Below are 19,304 nucleotides of genomic sequence, written 5' to 3' on the forward strand. Positions count from 1 at the left end.
TGATTTTGTAGTCGACACAGGGAATTTGTGCCTTGCCTTCAAACCGGTTTCTAAAGCGCTTGGGTGTTCGCCCGCTGGCTCTTCGCCTGCTGGGGTGGGTGCTGCTTTACAGCCTGATCCTGTCGCTGGTGGCCACCGGCGTGCAGATGATTGGCGAGTTCGAGCGCCAGAAGAGCGAGCTGCAGTCCGGCCAGGAACGTGCCGTCGAGCTGATCTCCGGGGGTATGGGCACCAATCTTTGGGTGATGAACTTCAGTGAGGTGGCCAACAGCCTCGATGATATGCGCACCATGCCGTCTATCCAGTATGCCCGGGTGATTACCACCAGCGGCGAGGAATTCAGCACGGGCCAATTCCCGGATGGCCGGATTATCTCCCAGACCTTTCCTCTTGAGTTTAACCGCTCCACCTTTGACCAGCCGCAACGGGTGGGTGAGCTGACCGTTGTGTCCTCGGTGGAAAAAGTGTACGACGATCTTTTCAGCCAGGCCGTTCTGAATCTGCTGTTTCAGTCCATTGTCGTCATGCTGGGCACCCTGGGCCTGCTGCTGATCGTGCGCATTGCCCTGTCAAGGCACCTGGAAACCATGGCCGATTACGCTGCCAAGCTCAATCTGGATGCCCTGGTCGACCCCCTGAAACTGCGCCGTAAGCCGCCGCGCCGGCCAGACGAGTTGTCTGAGCTGGAACAGGCGTTGAACAAAATGCGCCTGCAGATTCTTGAAGACACCCGGTCCCTGCGCCAGACCACCATCGAGAGCCAGGGCGAGCGGGACGAAGCCATTCGGGCCAACCATGCCAAAAACCAGTTCCTGGCCAATGTCAGTCATGAGTTGCGCATCCCGCTGCAATCCGTGCTCGGCTACGCCAATCTGCTGACCGACACCCCGCTGGATCAGGAGCAGCGGGACTACGTGCACACCCTGCTCAACGCTTCTGAAAGCCTGTCGGCCATCATTAACGATCTGCTCGATATCTCCAGTATGGAAGCTGGCAAGCTGGAGCTGGAGTCGATTCCTTTTGATCTTCGGGAAACCCTGAACGACCTGATTCACATGCTGGGGTCGCGGGCCCGTGAGAAAGGCCTGGCACTGGAAATGCGGGTGGATGAGGACCTGCCCTGGGCCACGGTGGGCGATCCAATCAGAATTCGTCAAGTGCTGCTGAACCTGTTATCCAACGCCATCAAGTTTACCGATTCCGGGCATGTGCTGATCAGCATTGAGGTCCTGGGCCGCAAGGAAGGCAAGGTTCGTTTGCGCCTGGCGGTGGAGGATACCGGGATTGGCATCAACCCCGAAGACATACCGCTGATGTATGAGCCCTACGTGCAGCTCGGGCAGCGCTTTCAGCGGCAACTGCCCGGTGCCGGGCTGGGCCTGACCATCTGCCGGCAGTTGATTGATCTGATGGAAGGCTCGCTCGATGTCGAGAGCCGGCCAGGCGAAGGCTCCACCTTCTGGGTGGAGCTGCACCTGCAAGAAGCCAGCAATGGCTCCACCCGGGTGCGCCCGGATTCCCATAAGGTCCGGGGCCGGAAAATCCTGGTGGTGGATTCCTACGAGTTGTCCCGCAAGATCACCCTGGAGATGTTGTCCCGTCATGAGGTTCAGATCGAAGCGGTCAAAGCCGCCGGAGAGGCACTGACGTCTCTGCGCCAGGCCTTCGATGCGGGTGATCCCTACCATGCCATCGTGCTTGACGGATTTGTCCCGGACATGGACAGCGACCTGCTGTGCCGGCAAATTCATAGTAACCCTCAGTGGGCCGATATGCGCCTGCTGATTCTGTCATCCAACCCGCAACGGGGCGATGCCGAGCATTTCCGCCAGGCCGGTGCCGATGCGTTTCTGAGCAAATCCTTGCGGGAATCTTATCTGATTCCGATTCTTAACCAGCTATTCCTCGACGTTGAGAAACAGGAGCGCCGGTTCCTGACCCGGTTCTCGCTGCAGGCGATTACCGACGTTTCCGTGAACCAGAGGGGTATACCCTGCGGCCGGATGCGGGTTTTGCTGGTGGAAGACAACCCGGTGAACCGCACACTTACTCGCCGGCTGCTGGAAAAACTCGGCTGTGAGGTGATGACCGCGAACGATGGCCAGGCCGCCTCTGCACTCTGGCAGTGGCATCAGTTTGATGTGGTTTTCATGGATTGTGTGATGCCCCGCATGGATGGCTTCGAGGCCACCCGCCGGTTGCGGGACTGGGAAAAGGACAACTATCGGGCCCGGGTGCCCGTGGTGGCGCTGACGGCCAGCGCCATGGAAGAAGACGAAGAGCGTTGCCGGGCATCGGGCATGGATGCCTTTGTCGCCAAACCTGTCAACCTTGAAATGCTGCGGGCAGTACTGGAACAATACTGCCCGGCCGCTGCCACTACCTGAGTGCCAGCAAGAGACCCACAGCCCGGACGGTTTGATATGAATGTTGAATGCCCCACCTGCAAAAAACCCGTTGAATGGATCGAAGCCAACCCCTGGCGGCCGTTTTGCTCAGAGCGATGCAAACTGATCGACCTGGGCGCCTGGGCCAACGAGGAATACCGTGTGCCGGCGGAGAATGTGTCTCCGGATGATCTGGACCAGGGCGGTGAAACTACCCAGCATTAAAATCTGCTACACGCCTGACCGGCCCATGCATCGCCTTTGCGTTGACTTACCGGCATTTAAGTTGTGATGCAGTTGGCAGGTCGTTACCATCGCCACAATCATAACGATCGCGGATGCCGGCAGGTCTGGCCGGCCCGAATCCAAAACGAAAGCAACGAAGGTGTCCCCATGAAAATAACCCGCATTTCTGCTTTGGCATTGTCTCTGGCCGTTACTCCCGTTTTTGCCAGTGATCTGGACTTGAGCCTGACCAACGATTCCGTCAAGGCGCAGGTCAACTTCTTCGGCAATCAGAATGAACTGCAACTGGGTACCGGCTACACCTATCACGAAGGCAGCCGCCACATCGGCAATATTGATTTTCATGCTCAAGGCCGCACCGCCATCGGCAACCTGCCGACCACCGCCGGTATTGGCATGCGCGGGATTGCCTGGGACGACGACCGTGTAGACGGCGGCGCCATCGGCCTAGGTGGTTTTGCGACCGTCAACGTACCGGATGTTCCCGGCCTGTCCTTCACGGGCAGCCTGCACTACGCACCGAGCATTCTGTCATTCGGGGATTCCGATGACATGACCAGCCTGGAACTGCGTGGTAGCTACCGGGTAATCCGCAACGCCGAGGTGTTTGCCGGCTACCGTTATCTGAACACGGAACTGGATTTTGCCGGCTCTCCGGACATCAATCTGGACGAAGGCATTCTGGCAGGCATCAAGATTTTCTTCTGATTGCGCCACTCTGTTCCCCGAATCAGTTACCTGGCGTCCGTTCAGCGCCGGGTAACCGATTCGTGCTTTTCCTCACGCTCTGCCCTCCCCGTTACTGCTAGGCTTACCGGATACTTTTAATCCGGATTGTTCCGTATGAAATTCAAGCTCGTCCCCGTTTTGGTTGCTACCCTGCTAGTGACGGCCTGCAATGGCGACAGCGCCATTGATGGCGCCAAGAAGATCCCGAACCGTTTTGGCAATGTGGTGAATGCCCTGGATGATTTCAGTCCCGGCAGTACCGGGGATTCCAGCAACGCCCGGGGGTTAAAACCCAACGAGGTGCGGGTGACCATGGAGGTGCCGGCCAACGTCGCTCCCCAGGCAGAAGCAACGCGCCGAAACCTGAAGATTGTGGTGCCCGACCGGGTGGCGGTCTACCAGACCGACTACACCCTGCGAGAGGATCTTGGCACCGTAGCCTACACCAGCACAACCGATGACGACGGCAACATCATCCTGACGTTCGAAAACGGTGTGCCGGTTGGTCCTGACGTGGTGATTGAGGCCTCCTATCAGGGCGTGACATTCAAGGCTCTGGCCGCCGACTCCGACCGGGACGTCAAAGTGAACCCGTTTTCTCATTACCTGGTGGAGCAAGGCCTGGGCGGTTACGACGCTATCGATTTCCAGACCGTGATGAACTGCGTGGACAACAGCCGGTGCCTGAACCGCTATGTCTGGGGTACGGTGGCCGATCAGGTGCATGATTTCGAAATCGATATTGCCAGTAACGCGAGCGTCGCATCAGCGCTGGCGAGTCTTAATGCCCGGGCGGACTTCAAAGCCTATGTCGAGGCCATGGCGGCTTATGCCCTGCTGGGCCAGGGCACCTCCGACAGCATTCGCGCCAGTTCCGCGGACTACAACTCGGTCTTTCTGGGGCTGGAACTGGGCCAGACCTTTCGGGAACCCAGCGCCTTTGGCGCCGGCCAGTGGGGCGTTCGCACCGCCCAGGAAGAGCAACTGACAGACGCCGGCAGCGCCTACCTGTACCCGGCGTTGACGCTGACCTCGTTTGAGGCGTTCAACATCAACGTGACCTCGCTGGCGACTGACATTCCCTACGACCGGCAGGCGCTGATCCATGGCGTTGACGGCACTGGCGGCCAGACTTTTTTTAGCCGGAGCTCCGATGTCTGGGAACGTAACAGCCACTCAAGCGCCCCTGGCGCGGCGACCCTCACGCCCCCGTTACAAGAACAACAGATCGATCCGGCGCGCCTGTTAGCGGGCAGATCCCTGTATCAAAGCATCACGGGCCGAGACAGCAGCAGGATCAATGGCTGGACTCGCAATCCCTATCATCTGGACGCTTTCACGTCCGTGCCGGCCGATGACAGCAGCGGCCCTGATCGCGTACTGGCCAGCTATTTTTCTGCCGGCAAAGCCATCGCCCTGGAAGACAATGCCGGCAAGCTCAAGCGCCAGGACACGTTGGAGAACCATTACCTGTCGGTGTTTGAACTGCACCTTCAGCGCAGTGACGCCTTCGATTTTTCGGCCGTGGCGGACAGCTCTTACAACGTTATCTATCTTGCCCCGCGGTTTGGCGATGTTATTGACCCCGTGGTGTTCGAAACCGGTCATGGCACCTGGGACACCGGGCCCTCAGATGGTGAACAGCTGACGGCGACGGTTGATCTGAACCACTTCCAATTGGCCCGTGCCGCTTCTGGGCTGGTGCGGGCTGAAACCGGTAGCCAAAACAACACCTGGAACCTGGCCAATCGCCTGTCTCGCGTCAGCCAGGATGACAAACATATTGGCCGCCTGAGCTTGTTTGAAACCCGGCGCGGCACCACTTTCGGCCCGCCAGACATGGGCCAGGGCGCTGCCACTCCCGATGGTTCGCTGATGGCCTTCAACCTCAACAACAGTTATCTGGGCGACGGCCTGGTTGTTGCCGCCAAAACCACCACCGCACCGCTGGCCACGAATGCCCGCTATCGCGTTCAGGGTGCCATCGTTGCCATGACCAATGACAGCAACACGCTCTACCAGATTAACAACGGTGTACTGGAACTGGACGGGGGTGATGGAACGAACGGTGCAAGTTTCACCGCGGACAGCTTTCGTATCCAGCATGAAATACCTGAAAACGCCGTCTCAACACCTGAGAGCCAGCAATGGGATGCGACGTTTACGGTTAACCAGGCGCAGGATGGAAACATCACCCTCACGGGCACCGAACTCACGCTGCACGGCTTTTACACAGGCACCGGTGACCAGATCTTTTTAACGCTCCAGAATGCTGCAGAGGCACAGCCTCAGACCGGTTTGTTGATCGCTACGCTCATCCCCGACCAGGACTGACAGAACCAATGATCGGGATGTAACCGTATAACCTGTTATAATTCCAGCTATATCGCCTGATATATCACCAGATACGAGAGGTTTTATGACTGCTGTTAACCGGGCGCTGATGCTGTGTGTTCCCTTGTTTCTGTTCGCTGCCGGCGGTGCCTGGTATGCATCCACGAGCACAGGTCTCAGCCAGGCAAATAATGACAACGGAGAGGTTACTCTGGCTTCGCTCCCACGACTGCCGGCCTGGGCCGAAGAGGATCTGCCGGATTTTTCGGGCTACCGCGACACCACTGAGCGTAAGGTAGCCTTCTTTTCGTTCCTGTACCCGAGAATTGTGTTGGCAAACTCTCGCATTCTGCTTGAGCGTGAGTATCTGGAGTCTCTGTCCGCAAGATTCGAGCTATCTGACCAGGAAGTGAAGTGGCTCTCCGATCAGTCCCAACGACTGCGCGTTGAGGCAGAAACTGGCAGCCTGGAGCAGTTCGCTTTGTTGCGCAAACGCCTGGATGTCATTCCGCCCTCCCTGATTCTGGCACAGGCAGCCAATGAATCGGCCTGGGGTACCTCCCGCTTCGCCCTCGAGGGTAACAACCTGTTCGGCCAGTGGTGCTTCAGCAAAGGCTGCGGTCTGGTACCTCAAAGCCGCGTGGAGGGTGCCAATCACGAAGTGGCCAAATTCTCCTCGCCCTATCAGTCCGTTCGCTCTTATATCCAGAACCTGAACCGACACCCCACCTACCAGCTGGTTCGGGACTTACGCCTGCAGGATCGCCAGGCCGACAAACCCTTGTCTGGCATTGAACTTGCGGAAGGCCTGCTCGGCTATTCCGAAAGGGGCGAAGATTATATAAAAGAAATTCGCTCAATGATTCGGTACAACAATCTTGAGTTTTACGACCGGGAATTTCGCGCCCTCCTTGGCAATCGCTCACCTAACATTTTCGAGCGCCTGGCCTCCGCCGATGCTGACACTACGCTTTTGCCGGGTGCCGAAGGCAGCGTCGCCAGTCCGTTTGAAGGCTGAGCGTAATAACTGAACAGACAGAGACTCTAACTTATGCTTGATTTTCTGCCCGCGCCGCTGAAAGGTGCCTTGGTAGTTTTGCTGATCTTGCTGAATACCGTGGTGTTTCTTCCATTTTTGCTATTTTTTGCGATCATTAAACTGGTGATCCCCATCACATCGATTCGCAAAGGCTGCACTCTGGTGGTCAACGGTATCGCCAGATACTGGATCGGCTTCAATAACGCCCTGATGGACCTGTTCCACAAAGTGGAGTGGGATGTTCGGGGGGTTCAGGCTCTGAGCCGCAAGCACTGGTACTTTGTAACCTGCAACCACCAGAGCTGGAGCGACATACCGGCTATTCAGTACGTACTTAACAGTAAGATTCCGTTGCTGAAGTTTTTTTTGAAGAAAGAGCTGATCTGGGTACCGCTACTCGGCGTCGCCTGGTGGGCTCTGGACTTCCCGTTCATGCACCGGCATACCAAAGAGCAGATCGCCAGGCGGCCCGAGCTTAAGGGGAAAGACACCGAGGCGACCCGCGCTGCCTGCGAGAAATTCCGCTATACCCCGGTGACCATTTTCAATTTCATGGAAGGCACTCGCTTTACGCCAGAAAAGCATGACCGCCAGAACTCACCGTATAAAAACCTGCTCAAACCCAAGGCCGGGGGAACCGCGTTTGTGTTTGGCGCCATGGGCGAGATGATTCACACCATGCTGGACGTGACCATTGTTTACCCGGATGGTCGATCGGGCATCTGGGACTATTTGTGTGGCCGGGTGCGCCGGATCATTGTGGACGTTCGCACCCGCGAAGTACCTGAACGGTTCCTGGGCATGGATTACGAAAGCCATCGTGAAGTGCGGGCAGATTTCCAGCGCTGGGTCAGCCAAATCTGGGCCGAAAAGGATGCCCGGATTGACGAACTGAAAGCCGAGGCCTGATTACCGGTCGTGATGACCGATCCTGATTACAACAGGCCCAGCTCGCGGGCCCGGACAATGGCCTGGGTTCGTGATTTCACTTCCAGTTTGGCATTGATCCGGCGCGCGTGGGTTTTCACGGTGTGCAGGGAAATATGCAGTTTGTCGCCAATTTCCTGATTCGACAATCCTTTGGCAATCAATTCAAGAACCCCCTGCTCCCGATCGCTGATGGGTTCTGCCAGGGTCTCGACAGCATCTTTACCGGTTTCAATGCCGAACAGCTCCCCAAGCGCTTTGGTGAATGGACAGGGCTCAAGACCATGAAAGCTCTTTTCCATCAACGGCCGGAGCTCGTGCATCAGCTCAGCGAACGGGCTGATGAAATGCTCTCTCGCCGCTTCTCTGATCACGCTCTCCAACTGCCTTCTGCCCGCTGCCAGGCCTTTCTCTTCGGTCAGCAACACCGCATCAAGCAAACCTGCATGCAGTTGTAAGCCCCACGGAAGTGCCTCCGCATAACGACGATAGACGTCTGACAGGTGCTCACGGGAACGCACCAAATCACCGTTGACCAGATCAATGCGCACTTGCAGGCAATCGAGCAGGCCCGGAATCATCGGGAACAATTCCGGTACACAGCCGTCCTGTCGGTAAGGGGCCAGTTTCTCTAACGCCTGAGCGGCGCTCTCCGGCTGTTCGCAGGCCAGCCAGCAACTGGCTTTGAGGGCTTCCAGCACCGGTAGATACAGCGACTCATCCACTTGCCAGGCCTGCATGGTGCGCTCGGCCCGGCCTATCCAGACAAAGGCATCATCCATCCGCCCCTGGGCACGGCACATCAACACCCTGAGTGCCATGGCCAGCAACAAACCGAGATCACGGGTCTGCTCGGCGTGGCGAGCACAGCTGACCAGCAGCCGGTCCGCCTCTTTTAAACGGCCTTTATGCCAGAGCACCAGCACCAGGTTCAGCTGTAAGCGGGTTTCACCGATTCTGGCGGGCCGGCTGAGCTCCTGCATGGCCGTATCCAGGCCGGTGCGAAGCAGCTGTTCGGCGTGGCTGAGGGCGCCTTTGCCAAGCTCGATTCTGGCATGGGCATAAACGGCCAAAGCCTCTGAACCGGAATCGCCCGCTTCTCTGGCCAGCTTGGCAGCGGTGCGATTGGCATCCCGTGCTTCCTGAAACCGCCCGGCGGCGCACAGGGCACTGGAACGAACAATCTGGGTAACCAGCTGCGCCTGAGTTGATAGAACCCCACCCGCAAGCGCCTTATCGGCCATTTCAAGAGCAGGCTCAACAAAGCCTTCTCCGCGCAGGATAAAAGCCTTCAACGCACAGATTCGAGCTTCCTGTTCCTGCCAGTCGGTCGGGCTGAAGCTTTCGAGTAACTGTCGGGCCTGGCGGAACTGGCCGCCGATGGCATGGACCCAGCCGTAGACAATGCGTAAGCGAGCACTGCGCTCCAGTAATCGGGCCGGGATACTCTTGCGCAAGGTCAGCAAAGAGGCCGTGTCTTGCCCTAACAACAACGCCTCTGTGCCCTCAGAAGCAATACGAATCACCTCATCGTTCTCTCCGGCCAACAGCGCATGCTTCAACGCCTCCGGAAACTGCTCTCGCTGGCTGAACCAGCGGCTTGCCATCAGCATACGGGTGGCGTATCCGGTCATTACAGGCGCTTGCAACCAGGCCCGGAGCAAGGGATTTAAACGGTACCAGCGGCCACGGCCAGGCACCTGCCTGAGCGGCAAGCCGCGCTCTGACGCAACTGACGGTGGCATGCCTTGCTCGGCGAATGCTCCATCCAGGGCCATAAACAACTCATCAGAGCAACTCTCCAGCTCCGCCATCATGCGCAGGCTTTTGGCTTGCGCTGGTGACAGCCGGGTGAGAATGGAATCTTTCAGGAATCGCTCCACCGACGGCGTTTCATGCAAAGGCTTTCTTTCGTCACCACGCATCAACTCCCGGCGATACAGCGCCAGCGGTGTTACCCAGCCTTCCGTCAGGTTGTAGAGATGATCAATAGAAACACTGGTAATCAGGCTTTCAGAGCGTGCCTTCTGGAAGAATTCAAAGGTTTCAGAGCGAGTTAATTCTAACTGCTCAGTACCGATCGAGTGATAACAGCCATCCAGCTCCAGAGTATGGCACTCAAATGGTAGCGGCAAACGCGAGGCCATAACCACGCTAAGATTTTCCGGCAGATGGGAGGTCAACTGGTGTAGCAGTCCAACCACCGCAGGGTTAGTCAGGTTGTGCAGGTTGTCGAGTACCAGGACGTCTTTTTGCACAGAGACTTTTCGGGCTCTGGCAGCCAGAAGAACCGAAAGATGATCTTCAAAGGTGCCTCCCGTCGGCGGGGCATAATCGGGTAAATCCAGTGCCATTTCTAGCAACGACAGCAATCGGGACGGTGCGTTGTCACCGGCGTTGAGGGTCACCCAGCGCACGTTTGTCTCAGTGGCTTCAGACAGCGAACTGATCAATGATAGCGTTTTTCCGTAACCGCTAGGGGCCTCAAGAAACAGGAGTGTTTTAGGTGCGAGCGCACTCAGAATGTGCTGGTCAAACTCTGGCCGAACAAGCCTCGCTTCAGGAATAGCCGGCATTTGTAACCGCTGCTCCATGAGGTCACGCACCAGCTCGCCATGCTGGAGCCCGTTATTTACGGTCTGAAACTCGTCGTTGGCTGCACAGCCATCATTATAGGATTTCACGCACTGCCCCTTTGAAACCGAGTCAGTCTGGGAGACTGGCCGGTGTAAAAAGATCATTCTTTTCACGAATTCTGGCTTGGCGCCCTGCATCGGGTACGCCTTTAGTATGAGTAGTTTAGACGAAGGTTAAACTAAAGGCGGGGTTAGCTGCAAAATTTTGACGTGTAAAAAGTGACTCAGTGGCGGATTTTTAACGCGGAGGTTTCGATTGACTCAAAAAAAACGGCGGACCCCGAAAGGCCCGCCGCATCATTACCTTCAAAGCCTGTTCGTTACCGGGTGCCGGCACGACGCAGAGCCGACGGCGTGTAATCCCGGGACTGACGGGAAACACCGAAGTTGTACGGATCGTTTTCTTCGTTGGTCAGGCCAAGGGCCAGGTAACGGCCAGAGAGCAGATCGTACAGCACTTCAATGGCATACCAGGGCACGTTCTGATCATAGAACTGCATAGAGTGGGCTTCGGCTACGCGCCAGAGCTCACCACGGCCATCGTAATGATCAATTACGGCCGCCTGCCAGGAGTCTTCGTCAAGATAGAAGTCACGCTGGGCATAAACGTGACGCTCACCTTCTTTCAGGGTTGCGCGCACATGCCACACACGGTGAAGCTCGTAGCGTGTCAGGTCCTGATTGATATGACCTTCCCTGACGATGTCGGAGTAGCTGAGACTACGGTCAACCAGCTTGTAAGAGTTGTAGGGAATGTACATCTCTTTCTTGCCAATCAGCTCCCAGTTGTAACGATCAGGTGCACCGTTGAACATGTCAAAGTTATCAGATGTACGAAGGCCATCCGCTGCCGTACCCGGACCGTCGTAAGCTACCTGTGGTGCACGACGAACCCGACGCTGACCGGCGTTGTAGATCCACGCACGGCGAGGTTCTGCAACCTGGTCCAGGGTCTCGTGAACCAACAGTACGTTACCAGCCAGTCGAGCCGGTGCTGTAATGGCTTGCTTGAAATAAAACAGTACGTTGTCATCCTGACCCGGCGTGTAATCGTCCAGGTAGCTGTTCCAGGTCAGTTCATCCTGGAACTTTACTACGGAGAACGCACCACCTGCGGTAGGAGTCACCTGGCCCACGTTACGCTGCACCGAACCACCGCGGTAGCGCGTAATGTGGTTCCAGATGGCCTCGAGACCATTCTGAGGCATCGGGAACGGTGTTGCGTTGGCGTAGTCACCAATGCCGTTGCCGCCCTGAATCAGCTCAGAACGGGTCGCGTTCTTAACGGTCTCATCCATGATGTCTTGCGGGTAAACGGAGGTACGGTGAGTCGTGTAAACCGGGATTGTGAAATCCGGATACTGGCGAATCATCGCTACCTGGCCCGGTGACAACTTGTCTTCGTATTCACCTACATTGCTTTGGTTAATGATGAATTTCGGCTGCTCATCCGGGAACGGATTTAGGTAGATACCATCACCCTTGTAGCCGGCCGGCGGCGTTGCCAACCCGCCGGTCCACTCAGGAATATCCCCGCCATTGCCCGCGCGCTCGGCACCCATTGGTGTCAGAGTATTGCCAAGTTTGGCTGCTTCTTCTGCAGAAACCGCGCCCCAGGCCTGGCCGGCGACGAGACTTGCAGCCAGTACGCCTGTAGCCAGTAGTTTCTTGTTCAGTTTCATTTAAGTTACCTCGTTGAACGAATTCGGTCCGTATCAGAATGAGTAGGAAACACTAGCACTCACGAAATCGCGGTCGGTCAACTCGTTATACGGCTTGCCGCCGAAAAAGTTGGTATAGCCGATGTTGCCGGTGATTCTGTTTTGGTAAACAGCTTGCAGCGACAGGCCAATCGCCTTGCTGCCTTCGTTAAACGCACCACCTGGCTGCGGGGAATAACCTTTCACGTCATGGCTCCAGGCCAACTGAGGTGACAAGTTAATGCCGGCAAAGGCGTTGGGGTAATCCCAGACCAGACGCGAACGGTAGCCCCATGAAAATGAGGTTGTAAAGCCTTCGTTGTTGCAGTAGTTGGTGTTGATGTTCGTGCCTGATTGCGGCGAATTGTCAACACACAAATCTCGTCCGTCAACTCCAGAAACTGTACCGTTGCCGAAAGTACCTGAACGACCGTATCGGGCCTCGTCATAGCTCGGAAGATCATGTACGTAAGTTGCACCAAACTCCGTTATAAGTGACATCCGACTGGCACCCATCACTTGATCGAAGAATTTGATCAAAGTGAACTGAGCCTGTGACACACCAAAACGGTCATACCCGTCAACCTCTTGACCACTCAACTCGCTGATGTTACTAGCTCCAGCTTCTTTCACGCGCTGCTGTGCCAAAAGACTGAATGGTTCACCGCTACCGTCGCCTTTGAGAAATTGCGCACCACCGGTAAGCAATTCAAATGCGTTCCATTGCAACGGGACGTTGTCACGAAAGCTGTATTCGGCGCCCAAAGACCAACCGCCCGATACTGTTGTATTGATACTGACACCGTATAGATCAATATTTTCAGGGTACTCAATAAAATAAGAGGGGAACCTCTGCCCTGCGCCTGGGTCACTTACAACGCCACTTACGTAGGGCAATCGGCTATTGTATTTAATGTAATAAAAGCCTAGCTCGGAATCATTAAGGGCAGGCACATACCAGCGAAGCGCTACACCAAACTGGTCTTTGGAGTCGGCCTCTTTATCGGCTAAACGAGGCGCCACAAAGCCCTGCGCCAGTGCTTGCGAGTCTGACAGTTGACCCGCCAGTAAAACAGGGCCGCACCCATCAGCCGCGAAATCGTTAGTGGAGAAGAAGGTTCCACAATCGTCAGGGCGTATGGGCTCCCAGTCTGCCTGTACGAAGGCTTCTACGGTAACCGATTCAGTAAGACCCGCTGACACATAGAACATTTCCACCGGCAACAAAGCATCTTTCAGCTCGGAGCCGGGAGCACGAAAGGCGGGAACGTCAACCGGGTTAATAGTATTGATGCCGCCCGGTATAAACGTGCTTTCACCCCAGCTAACTACCTGCTTACCATAACGGGCACTGACAGGCGTATTGCCAAAATACCAGTCGGTAAAAATGTAAGCATCTAGAATCTCCCCACCGGACGCATTGCCCTTAGCACTGTCGTTAAGCTCTCTCTGCTGGCCCACATCGTCTATGGCGCGGCTTTCATCTTTGAGCTCAAAGTCGTACCAGTAACGGCCACGTATCAAGCCACCCACCCGGGTAAGCACGTTGCTGTTGACAGCGTAATCCAGGAACAGCTCACTGTTGCCTTTGACATTTTTTGAATAGGTATCGCCCTTGTCGAAATTCAGGTTACCGTCGTCGTAGTTGTTTGTGGATGCGCCGATATTCGCAAAATCCGGATCACCACCCTGAGAAACAGGCGCGTATTCCGGCCCAAGGTTACCCTGCGAAATCAGGCGTTTGTCTTGGTTTTGGGTTCTCCAACCCACACCAGCTGACAGCGTGGTATTGAACTGCGCGTCGACATCACCCATGTAAAAGGAAATAGCAGAAGCCGGGGCGGATACGCCGGCGGCGATGGCGACGGCAAGTGGTAACTTGGTCCAGCGCTGCCACGGTTGAGTTTTTCTTGTCATTGGAAGCCTACTCCGTTGTTGTTCTGAGTCGCTGCTCGGTTGTTCTGGTTTGGTCTCTTGGCGGCTGTGCATACAGTGCCGTGATGCTTGCACTATAGCTAAGGGCTTTCGGGGCTTTGATCAGTCAAAAGTATGATTTTGCTGTCACTCTCTATCCCGCCGTGTTTTCGCACTCCCTCACTATAGACAAGATTCGGGAGTGCAACCACTTCGGCTCGGTTACAACAATTCGATCGCCATGGCCGTGGCTTCACCACCACCAATGCACAAAGCTGCCACACCTTTTTTCTTGCCATAATGCTTCAGGGCGTGCATCAGTGTGACCAGTAAACGGGAGCCGGTAGAACCTACCGGGTGGCCCTGGGCGCAGGCGCCGCCATGGATATTGACCTTTTCCGGATCCAGGCCAAGCTCTTTGATTGGCATCATGGCGACCATGGCGAAAGCTTCGTTGATTTCGAACAGATCAACTTCGTCTTTGCTCCAGCCGGCTTTTTCCAGCAGTGACTGAATCGCGCCAACCGGGGCGCAGGTAAATTCGGACGGGTGCTGGGATTGGGTGCTGTGGGCAACAATTCGTGCCATCGGCTTCAGCCCGCGCTTTTCGGCTTCGGATTCGCGCATCAGTACCAGGGCAGAGGCGCCGTCTGAAATAGAGGAGGCATTGGCCGCAGTTACCGTGCCGTCTTTCGCGAAGGCCGGGCGCAGGGTGGGTATTTTCTCGATGTTGGCGTTGTGAGGCTGCTCGTCGTCTTCAACAACCACGTCGCCTTTACGGGTCTTGACCGTAACCGGGATGATCTCGTCTTTTAACAGACCTTCTTCGATGGCTTTTTTTGCCCGGGTCAGAGAAGTAACGGCGTACTGATCCATCTCTTCGCGGGTGTAGCCTTTTTTGTCCGCCATTTCCTGCGCAAAAGCGCCCATCAGTCGGCCTGTTTCAGCGTCTTCAAGGCCATCCAGAAACATGTGATCCTGCGGCGCCTGGCCAGGCCCCATGCGATAGCCCTGGCGGGCGCCAAGCAGCACGTAGGGCGCATTGGACATGCTTTCCATGCCGCCAGCAACCATGACGTTGTTGGTTCCGGCTTTGATCAGGTCATGAGCAAACATGGCAGCTTTCATGCCAGAGCCACACAGTTTGTTGATGGTGGTGGCACCGGTGCTGTCCGGCAGGCCCGCCTTACGCATGGCCTGGCGTGCAGGGCCCTGCTTCAGGCCGGCGGGCAGTACGTTGCCCATGATCACTTCCTGAATGTCGGTCGGCTGCAGGCCAGCGCGCTTGACCGCTTCGGCGATGGAAATGGCACCCAATTCCGGGGCGGACACCGGGGCAAGGCTGCCCATGAATCCACCCATCGGAGTGCGTACACCGCTGACAATGACTACGTTGTCCTGGCTCATGTTGTGACCTCTCTGTTTGATATTTGGTTTTGGCTCGGCTCTTGGTGATTGGGGTCAGTCTCCTTCGGGGACAGACCCCGTAGATCGACCCGTAGATCGAGACCCGCTGATTAAGGCTTGTGGGGTGCTTCCAGGTATTCCTGGGATTGCATCTCCAACAACCGTGATTCGGTGCGTTCGAATTCGAAACTCAGGCGGCCGCCGGAATAGAGCTGGGTGATCGGGACGGCGGCGGAGATGATGACTTTGACGTTTCGATCGTAAAATTCGTCGATCATGTTGACGAAGCGACGGGCCTGGTCGTCCTTGTCACCCCCCAGCACCGGTACGTTACTGACGATGATGGCATGGAACTGGCGAGCCATTTCGATGTAATCGTTCTGGCTGCGAGGGCCGTCGCACACATCTGTAAAGTCGAACCAGACCACGTCGTCAGCATGGGCCTGGGCCGGAATCTTGCGTCCGTTTATTTCCATGCTTCTGCTGTGCTTGCCGACCTCAAGGGCCAGCGCGTCAAAACTGTTGCGCAGGCTGATATCGGCCTGATCATCCAGCGGGCAGTGATAAAGCTCGGCCTGCTCCAGGGTTCGCAGACGGTAATCGACACCGCCATCGACGTTCACCACGTCAGTGTGTGCTTTGACAAGTTCGATCGCGGGCAGAAAGCGGGCACGCTGAAGGCCATCTTTATAGAGTCCGTCGGGCACGATGTTGGAGGTGCACACCAGGGTAACGCCTCGCCCGAACAAGCCGTCCATTAAGGTTGCCAGAATCATGGCGTCGCCAATATCGGAGACAAAGAACTCGTCGAAGCAGATCACGCGGGCTTCATCGGCGAACTTCCTGGCCACCAGGTCGAGAGGGTTCTTCTCGCCCTTCAGCGCTTTGAGTTCACTATGAACGCGCTGCATGAAGCGGTGAAAGTGCACGCGCATTTTGCGGTCGAACGGCAGCGCTTCAAAGAACGTATCCATCAGGTAGGTTTTGCCACGGCCTACGCCACCCCAGAAGTACAAACCTTTGACTGGAGCCTCCATGCCTTTTTTGAGTTTGCGGCGGAGTTTGGTCAGGCGTTTGTTGCGATCACTTTCGGCTTCGACCAGTTTGTCGTACAGTGCCTGAAGGCGTCGAACGGCGTCTTCCTGGGCCGGGTCCTTGAGAAAGTCCGGGCGTTCAAGATCCTTTTGGTAACGTTCCCAAGGGGTCAGGTTCGCTTCGGTTTCGGAGGACATGGCTGCTGTCATCAGGGGTTCCCGGGTTTGGATGGTATTGGAATCAGGGCGTAGTATTGTCGCTTATTTGGCGCTTTTTCGCTACGCCGCGGGGGCTTTGGGGCAATACGACGATTGGCGCAGTGTTTCGGCATGGGCGCAATCGACTTGGGGGGTTATACTCTTCGAATGGGGATTGGCTCACTCGCACGCAATGAAAGGACGATTTTTTTATGACAAACCTGATTCTGGCGGCGATTGTCGCGTTGGTAGTTGGCCTTGTCATCGGGATTCTGTTTGGCCGCTCGGGCCAGGGAGCAACACTGCGACAGCGCCGGGCGGAGCAGCAAATTGATGAGTTGCGCAGTGAGTTTACTCGCTATCAGGCGCAGGTGAACGAGCATTTTATGGAGTCTTCACAGCTGCTGCGGCGGTTCAATGATGCTTACCGTGATGTGAATCAGCATATGGCACGCGGGGCGAACCGGCTGTGCAATGACGAGGACTGGATGGATCAGGTTGGCCAGGATTCATCAGGCCGGTTGGAGCATGGCAATAGTGAAACATCCGAGCCGCCACGGGATTATGCGCCTAAGGATGATCCTGAAGACAAGGGCACTCTTGCCGAGGATTACGGTCTGAGAAAAGGCGAAAAGCGGCCGGCTTAATTACACCGGGTTGTCGCAATCGATAAACCTGTGAGCAACCCCAAACCCTTCTGAAATTGCCTTACCCAGTGCCTGAACGCCATACCGCTCAGTGGCGTGATGGCCCGCGGCGTAATAGTGGATTCCGCACTCTCTGGCTGTGTGGGTGGTCGGTTCTGAAATCTCTCCGCTTATGTAGGCGTCCACGCCTGCGTCCAATGCTGCATTGATAAACCCTTGGGCGGCGCCGGTGCACCAGGCGACGGTTTTGATTTCGGCTTTGCCCTGGCCTACGTGCAGTGGTTGACGATTCAACGCTCGGGCGATGTAAAGGCCGAAGTGTTCAGGAGCCATGGGCTCGGGCAATTCGCCTTGCCAGAGCAGGCCGCCCAGTGGGCGGGGGTTCTGGATGTTGAGAACGTCGGCCAGTTGGCGGTTGTTGCCGTAGTCGGGGTGGTCGTCTAGTGGGAGGTGGTAGGCGACGAGGTTGATGTCGTTGTCGAGTAGCTGTTTGATGCGGTTTTTCTTCATGCTGCGGATGGTCTGGTCTTCGCCTTTCCAGAAGTAGCCGTGGTGGACGAGGATCATGTCGGCGTTTTGTTTGATGGCGGCGTCGATGAGTGCCTGGGAGGCGGTGACGCCGGTGATGACGGTATTAACCTCCGACTTTCCTTCCACCTGGAGGCCGTTTGGGCAATAGTCCTGGAAGTTTTCTGGCTGGAGCCATTCGTTGATTTTATTCAGGATGTCGTTGCGGTTTGCCATGGTTACGCCTCCTGGCTTTGGGGGATCGGGGACCGGCGCTTCAGGTTTCGTGCAATGTAAGGGGCTGGCAGGGCTTTCCAAAAAACGCTCCTTCGGCACATCCATGTGGCGCTTGGGCTCCGCCATCCCTGGCTCCGCACATTTTTGGAAAGCCCTGCCAGCCCCTTACTGCTAACTTGGTGAGCGCCGACCCCTCGTTCAGGCTTATCGCTCTGTCTAAATTGAAGCTAATCCTTTGATCAAGGCATTGTTTTGTTCAGCGGTGCCGATGGTGATTCTCAGGAAGTCACTGATCCGCGGCTTGTTAAAATGCCGAACAATGACGCCTTGCTCTCTCAGTTTGGCCGCGAGGTCTGCACCGGCGTGTTCCGGGTGGCGAGCAAAGACGAAGTTCGCTTTGGATGGCAGTACTTCGAAGCCCAGGCTTTCCAGTTCAGCCGTCACTCTTTCCCGCTCGCTGATGACGCCCTGACGGCTTTTTTCAAACCAATCACGATCCTCAAAAGCGGCAATGGCGCCCACCAGGGCGAGTCGGTCCAGTGGATAGGAGTTGAAGCTGTCTTTAACGCGGTTCAGGGCTTCGATCAGCTCTTCGTTACCCACCGCAAAGCCTACCCGTAGGCCCGCCAACGAACGTGCCTTGGACAGGGTCTGGCTGACCAGAAGGTTCGGGTATTTATCCACCAGGGTAATCGCTGTCTCGCCACCAAAATCGACATAGGCCTCATCGACCACCACCACGCTGTCGGGGTTAGCATTGAGAATATCTTCCACATGCTCGAGCCCGAGGTAGCGGCCGGTCGGCGCGTTAGGGTTCGGGAAGATGATGCCGCCGTTGGCTTGTTTGTAGTCGTCCGGGTTGATTTCGAAGCTGTCGGTCAGCGGGATAACGTTGCTTTCGATTTGGTACAGTCCGCAATACACCGGGTAGAAGCTGTAGGTAACGTCAGGAAACAGTATCGGCTTGTCGTGCTTCAACAGCCCCTGAAAGATATGCGCCAGGACTTCGTCTGAGCCGTTGCCGACGAAGACCTGTCTCGCCTTTACGCCATAGTAGTTGGCGATCGATTCTTTCAGCGCCAGGCCTTCAGGGTCTGGATACAAACGCAGGTTATCGTTCAGTTCCGACTGGATGGCTTCGATGACTTTCGGCGAGGGTCCGAAAGGATTTTCGTTGGTGTTCAGTTTTACCAGGTTAGCCATCTTGGGCTGCTCGCCGGGAACGTAAGGCTGCAGCTTGCTGACCAGTGAACTCCAGTATTTACTCATTTCTAATGCACTCCGGTATGGTGCAGGAGCAGGCCTGGTTGTTGTCGTTTGGGTGCCGGAGTATGGCTGGCGGGGCTTTCCAAAAACCGCTAC

General features: G+C 56.2%; 14 protein-coding genes. 7 read left to right on the plus strand and 7 right to left on the minus strand.

Annotated elements, in window-relative coordinates; all coding sequences use genetic code 11:
* Window positions 1–32: 32 nt before the first annotated feature.
* The 6 genes from C7H08_RS10460 to C7H08_RS10485 all read left to right on the plus strand — a co-directional run bounded on the left by C7H08_RS10460 (window position 33) and on the right by C7H08_RS10485 (window position 7,644).
* Window positions 33–2,387: a response regulator gene (locus C7H08_RS10460; RefSeq protein WP_106671689.1), complete on the plus strand. Its 2,355-nt coding sequence runs from the start codon at window positions 33–35 to the stop codon at window positions 2,385–2,387.
* 36 nt (window positions 2,388–2,423) lie between these two features.
* The gene (yacG, locus tag C7H08_RS10465) at window positions 2,424–2,612 is read left to right on the plus strand and encodes a DNA gyrase inhibitor YacG (protein WP_106671690.1); all 189 of its coding nucleotides are present in this window, start codon (window positions 2,424–2,426) and stop codon (window positions 2,610–2,612) included.
* A gap of 168 nt (window positions 2,613–2,780) precedes the next feature.
* Window positions 2,781–3,341: a YfaZ family outer membrane protein gene (locus C7H08_RS10470; RefSeq protein ID WP_106672078.1), complete on the plus strand. Its 561-nt coding sequence runs from the start codon at window positions 2,781–2,783 to the stop codon at window positions 3,339–3,341.
* 135 nt (window positions 3,342–3,476) lie between these two features.
* On the plus strand, window positions 3,477–5,696 hold the full coding sequence (locus tag C7H08_RS10475) for a hypothetical protein (RefSeq protein ID WP_106671691.1): 2,220 nt from the start codon (window positions 3,477–3,479) through the stop codon (window positions 5,694–5,696).
* A gap of 85 nt (window positions 5,697–5,781) precedes the next feature.
* Window positions 5,782–6,714 (plus strand): glucosaminidase domain-containing protein, encoded by a 933-nt coding sequence (locus C7H08_RS10480; RefSeq protein ID WP_106671692.1) that lies wholly within the window; start codon window positions 5,782–5,784, stop codon window positions 6,712–6,714.
* A gap of 33 nt (window positions 6,715–6,747) precedes the next feature.
* Entirely contained in the window at window positions 6,748–7,644 is an 897-nt protein-coding gene (locus C7H08_RS10485) for an acyltransferase (protein ID WP_106671693.1), read from the plus strand.
* A 26-nt stretch (window positions 7,645–7,670) separates the two neighbouring features.
* Here C7H08_RS10485 and C7H08_RS10490 read toward each other — a convergent pair whose 3' ends face one another.
* The 5 genes from C7H08_RS10490 to zapE all read right to left on the minus strand — a co-directional run bounded on the left by C7H08_RS10490 (window position 7,671) and on the right by zapE (window position 16,527).
* Window positions 7,671–10,346 carry a LuxR C-terminal-related transcriptional regulator gene (locus C7H08_RS10490; protein ID WP_188445152.1) on the minus strand — a complete coding sequence of 892 codons (2,676 nt, stop codon included), beginning with the start codon at window positions 10,344–10,346 and terminating at the stop codon, window positions 7,671–7,673.
* 272 nt (window positions 10,347–10,618) lie between these two features.
* Window positions 10,619–11,980: a DUF1329 domain-containing protein gene (locus C7H08_RS10495; protein ID WP_106671694.1), complete on the minus strand. Its 1,362-nt coding sequence runs from the start codon at window positions 11,978–11,980 to the stop codon at window positions 10,619–10,621.
* A 33-nt stretch (window positions 11,981–12,013) separates the two neighbouring features.
* Window positions 12,014–13,915, minus strand: a complete 1,902-nt coding sequence (locus tag C7H08_RS10500; RefSeq protein ID WP_106671695.1) for a DUF1302 domain-containing protein — start codon at window positions 13,913–13,915, stop codon at window positions 12,014–12,016.
* 219 nt (window positions 13,916–14,134) lie between these two features.
* Window positions 14,135–15,319, minus strand: a complete 1,185-nt coding sequence (locus tag C7H08_RS10505) for a thiolase family protein (RefSeq protein WP_106671696.1) — start codon at window positions 15,317–15,319, stop codon at window positions 14,135–14,137.
* 110 nt (window positions 15,320–15,429) lie between these two features.
* Window positions 15,430–16,527: a cell division protein ZapE gene (zapE, locus tag C7H08_RS10510; RefSeq protein ID WP_207768316.1), complete on the minus strand. Its 1,098-nt coding sequence runs from the start codon at window positions 16,525–16,527 to the stop codon at window positions 15,430–15,432.
* A gap of 236 nt (window positions 16,528–16,763) precedes the next feature.
* Here zapE and C7H08_RS10515 point away from each other — a divergent pair, with 236 nt between their 5' ends.
* A complete protein-coding gene (locus C7H08_RS10515; RefSeq protein ID WP_106671698.1) occupies window positions 16,764–17,198 on the plus strand; it encodes a Z-ring associated ZapG family protein in 435 nt (144 codons plus the stop codon).
* On the opposite strand, the gene C7H08_RS10520 is transcribed toward C7H08_RS10515, so the two are convergent.
* On the minus strand, window positions 17,199–17,942 hold the full coding sequence (locus C7H08_RS10520) for a Nif3-like dinuclear metal center hexameric protein (RefSeq protein WP_106671699.1): 744 nt from the start codon (window positions 17,940–17,942) through the stop codon (window positions 17,199–17,201). It lies immediately after the preceding gene.
* Between the two features lie 216 nt (window positions 17,943–18,158).
* Complete coding sequence (gene hisC, locus C7H08_RS10525; RefSeq protein ID WP_106671700.1) at window positions 18,159–19,211, minus strand: histidinol-phosphate transaminase; 1,053 nt, start codon at window positions 19,209–19,211, stop codon at window positions 18,159–18,161.
* Between the last annotated feature and the right edge of the window lie 93 nt (window positions 19,212–19,304).

It is taken from the genome of Marinobacter halophilus, assembly GCF_003007685.1.
GTDB lineage: Bacteria > Pseudomonadota > Gammaproteobacteria > Pseudomonadales > Oleiphilaceae > Marinobacter > Marinobacter halophilus.

Excerpts from the sequence above, each read along its gene's own strand:
- C7H08_RS10495 (WP_106671694.1), bottom strand. The coding sequence starts at position 11,980 with ATGAAACTGAACAAGAAACTACTGGCTACAGGCGTACTGGCTGCAAGT.
- C7H08_RS10505 (WP_106671696.1), bottom strand. The coding sequence starts at position 15,319 with ATGAGCCAGGACAACGTAGTCATTGTCAGCGGTGTACGCACTCCGATG.
- C7H08_RS10480 (WP_106671692.1), top strand. The coding sequence starts at position 5,782 with ATGACTGCTGTTAACCGGGCGCTGATGCTGTGTGTTCCCTTGTTTCTG.
- C7H08_RS10485 (WP_106671693.1), top strand. The coding sequence starts at position 6,748 with ATGCTTGATTTTCTGCCCGCGCCGCTGAAAGGTGCCTTGGTAGTTTTG.
- C7H08_RS10515 (WP_106671698.1), top strand. The coding sequence starts at position 16,764 with ATGACAAACCTGATTCTGGCGGCGATTGTCGCGTTGGTAGTTGGCCTT.
- C7H08_RS10520 (WP_106671699.1), bottom strand. The coding sequence starts at position 17,942 with ATGGCAAACCGCAACGACATCCTGAATAAAATCAACGAATGGCTCCAG.
- C7H08_RS10475 (WP_106671691.1), top strand. The coding sequence starts at position 3,477 with ATGAAATTCAAGCTCGTCCCCGTTTTGGTTGCTACCCTGCTAGTGACG.
- hisC (WP_106671700.1), bottom strand. The coding sequence starts at position 19,211 with ATGAGTAAATACTGGAGTTCACTGGTCAGCAAGCTGCAGCCTTACGTT.
- yacG (WP_106671690.1), top strand. The coding sequence starts at position 2,424 with ATGAATGTTGAATGCCCCACCTGCAAAAAACCCGTTGAATGGATCGAA.
- C7H08_RS10470 (WP_106672078.1), top strand. The coding sequence starts at position 2,781 with ATGAAAATAACCCGCATTTCTGCTTTGGCATTGTCTCTGGCCGTTACT.
- C7H08_RS10500 (WP_106671695.1), bottom strand. The coding sequence starts at position 13,915 with ATGACAAGAAAAACTCAACCGTGGCAGCGCTGGACCAAGTTACCACTT.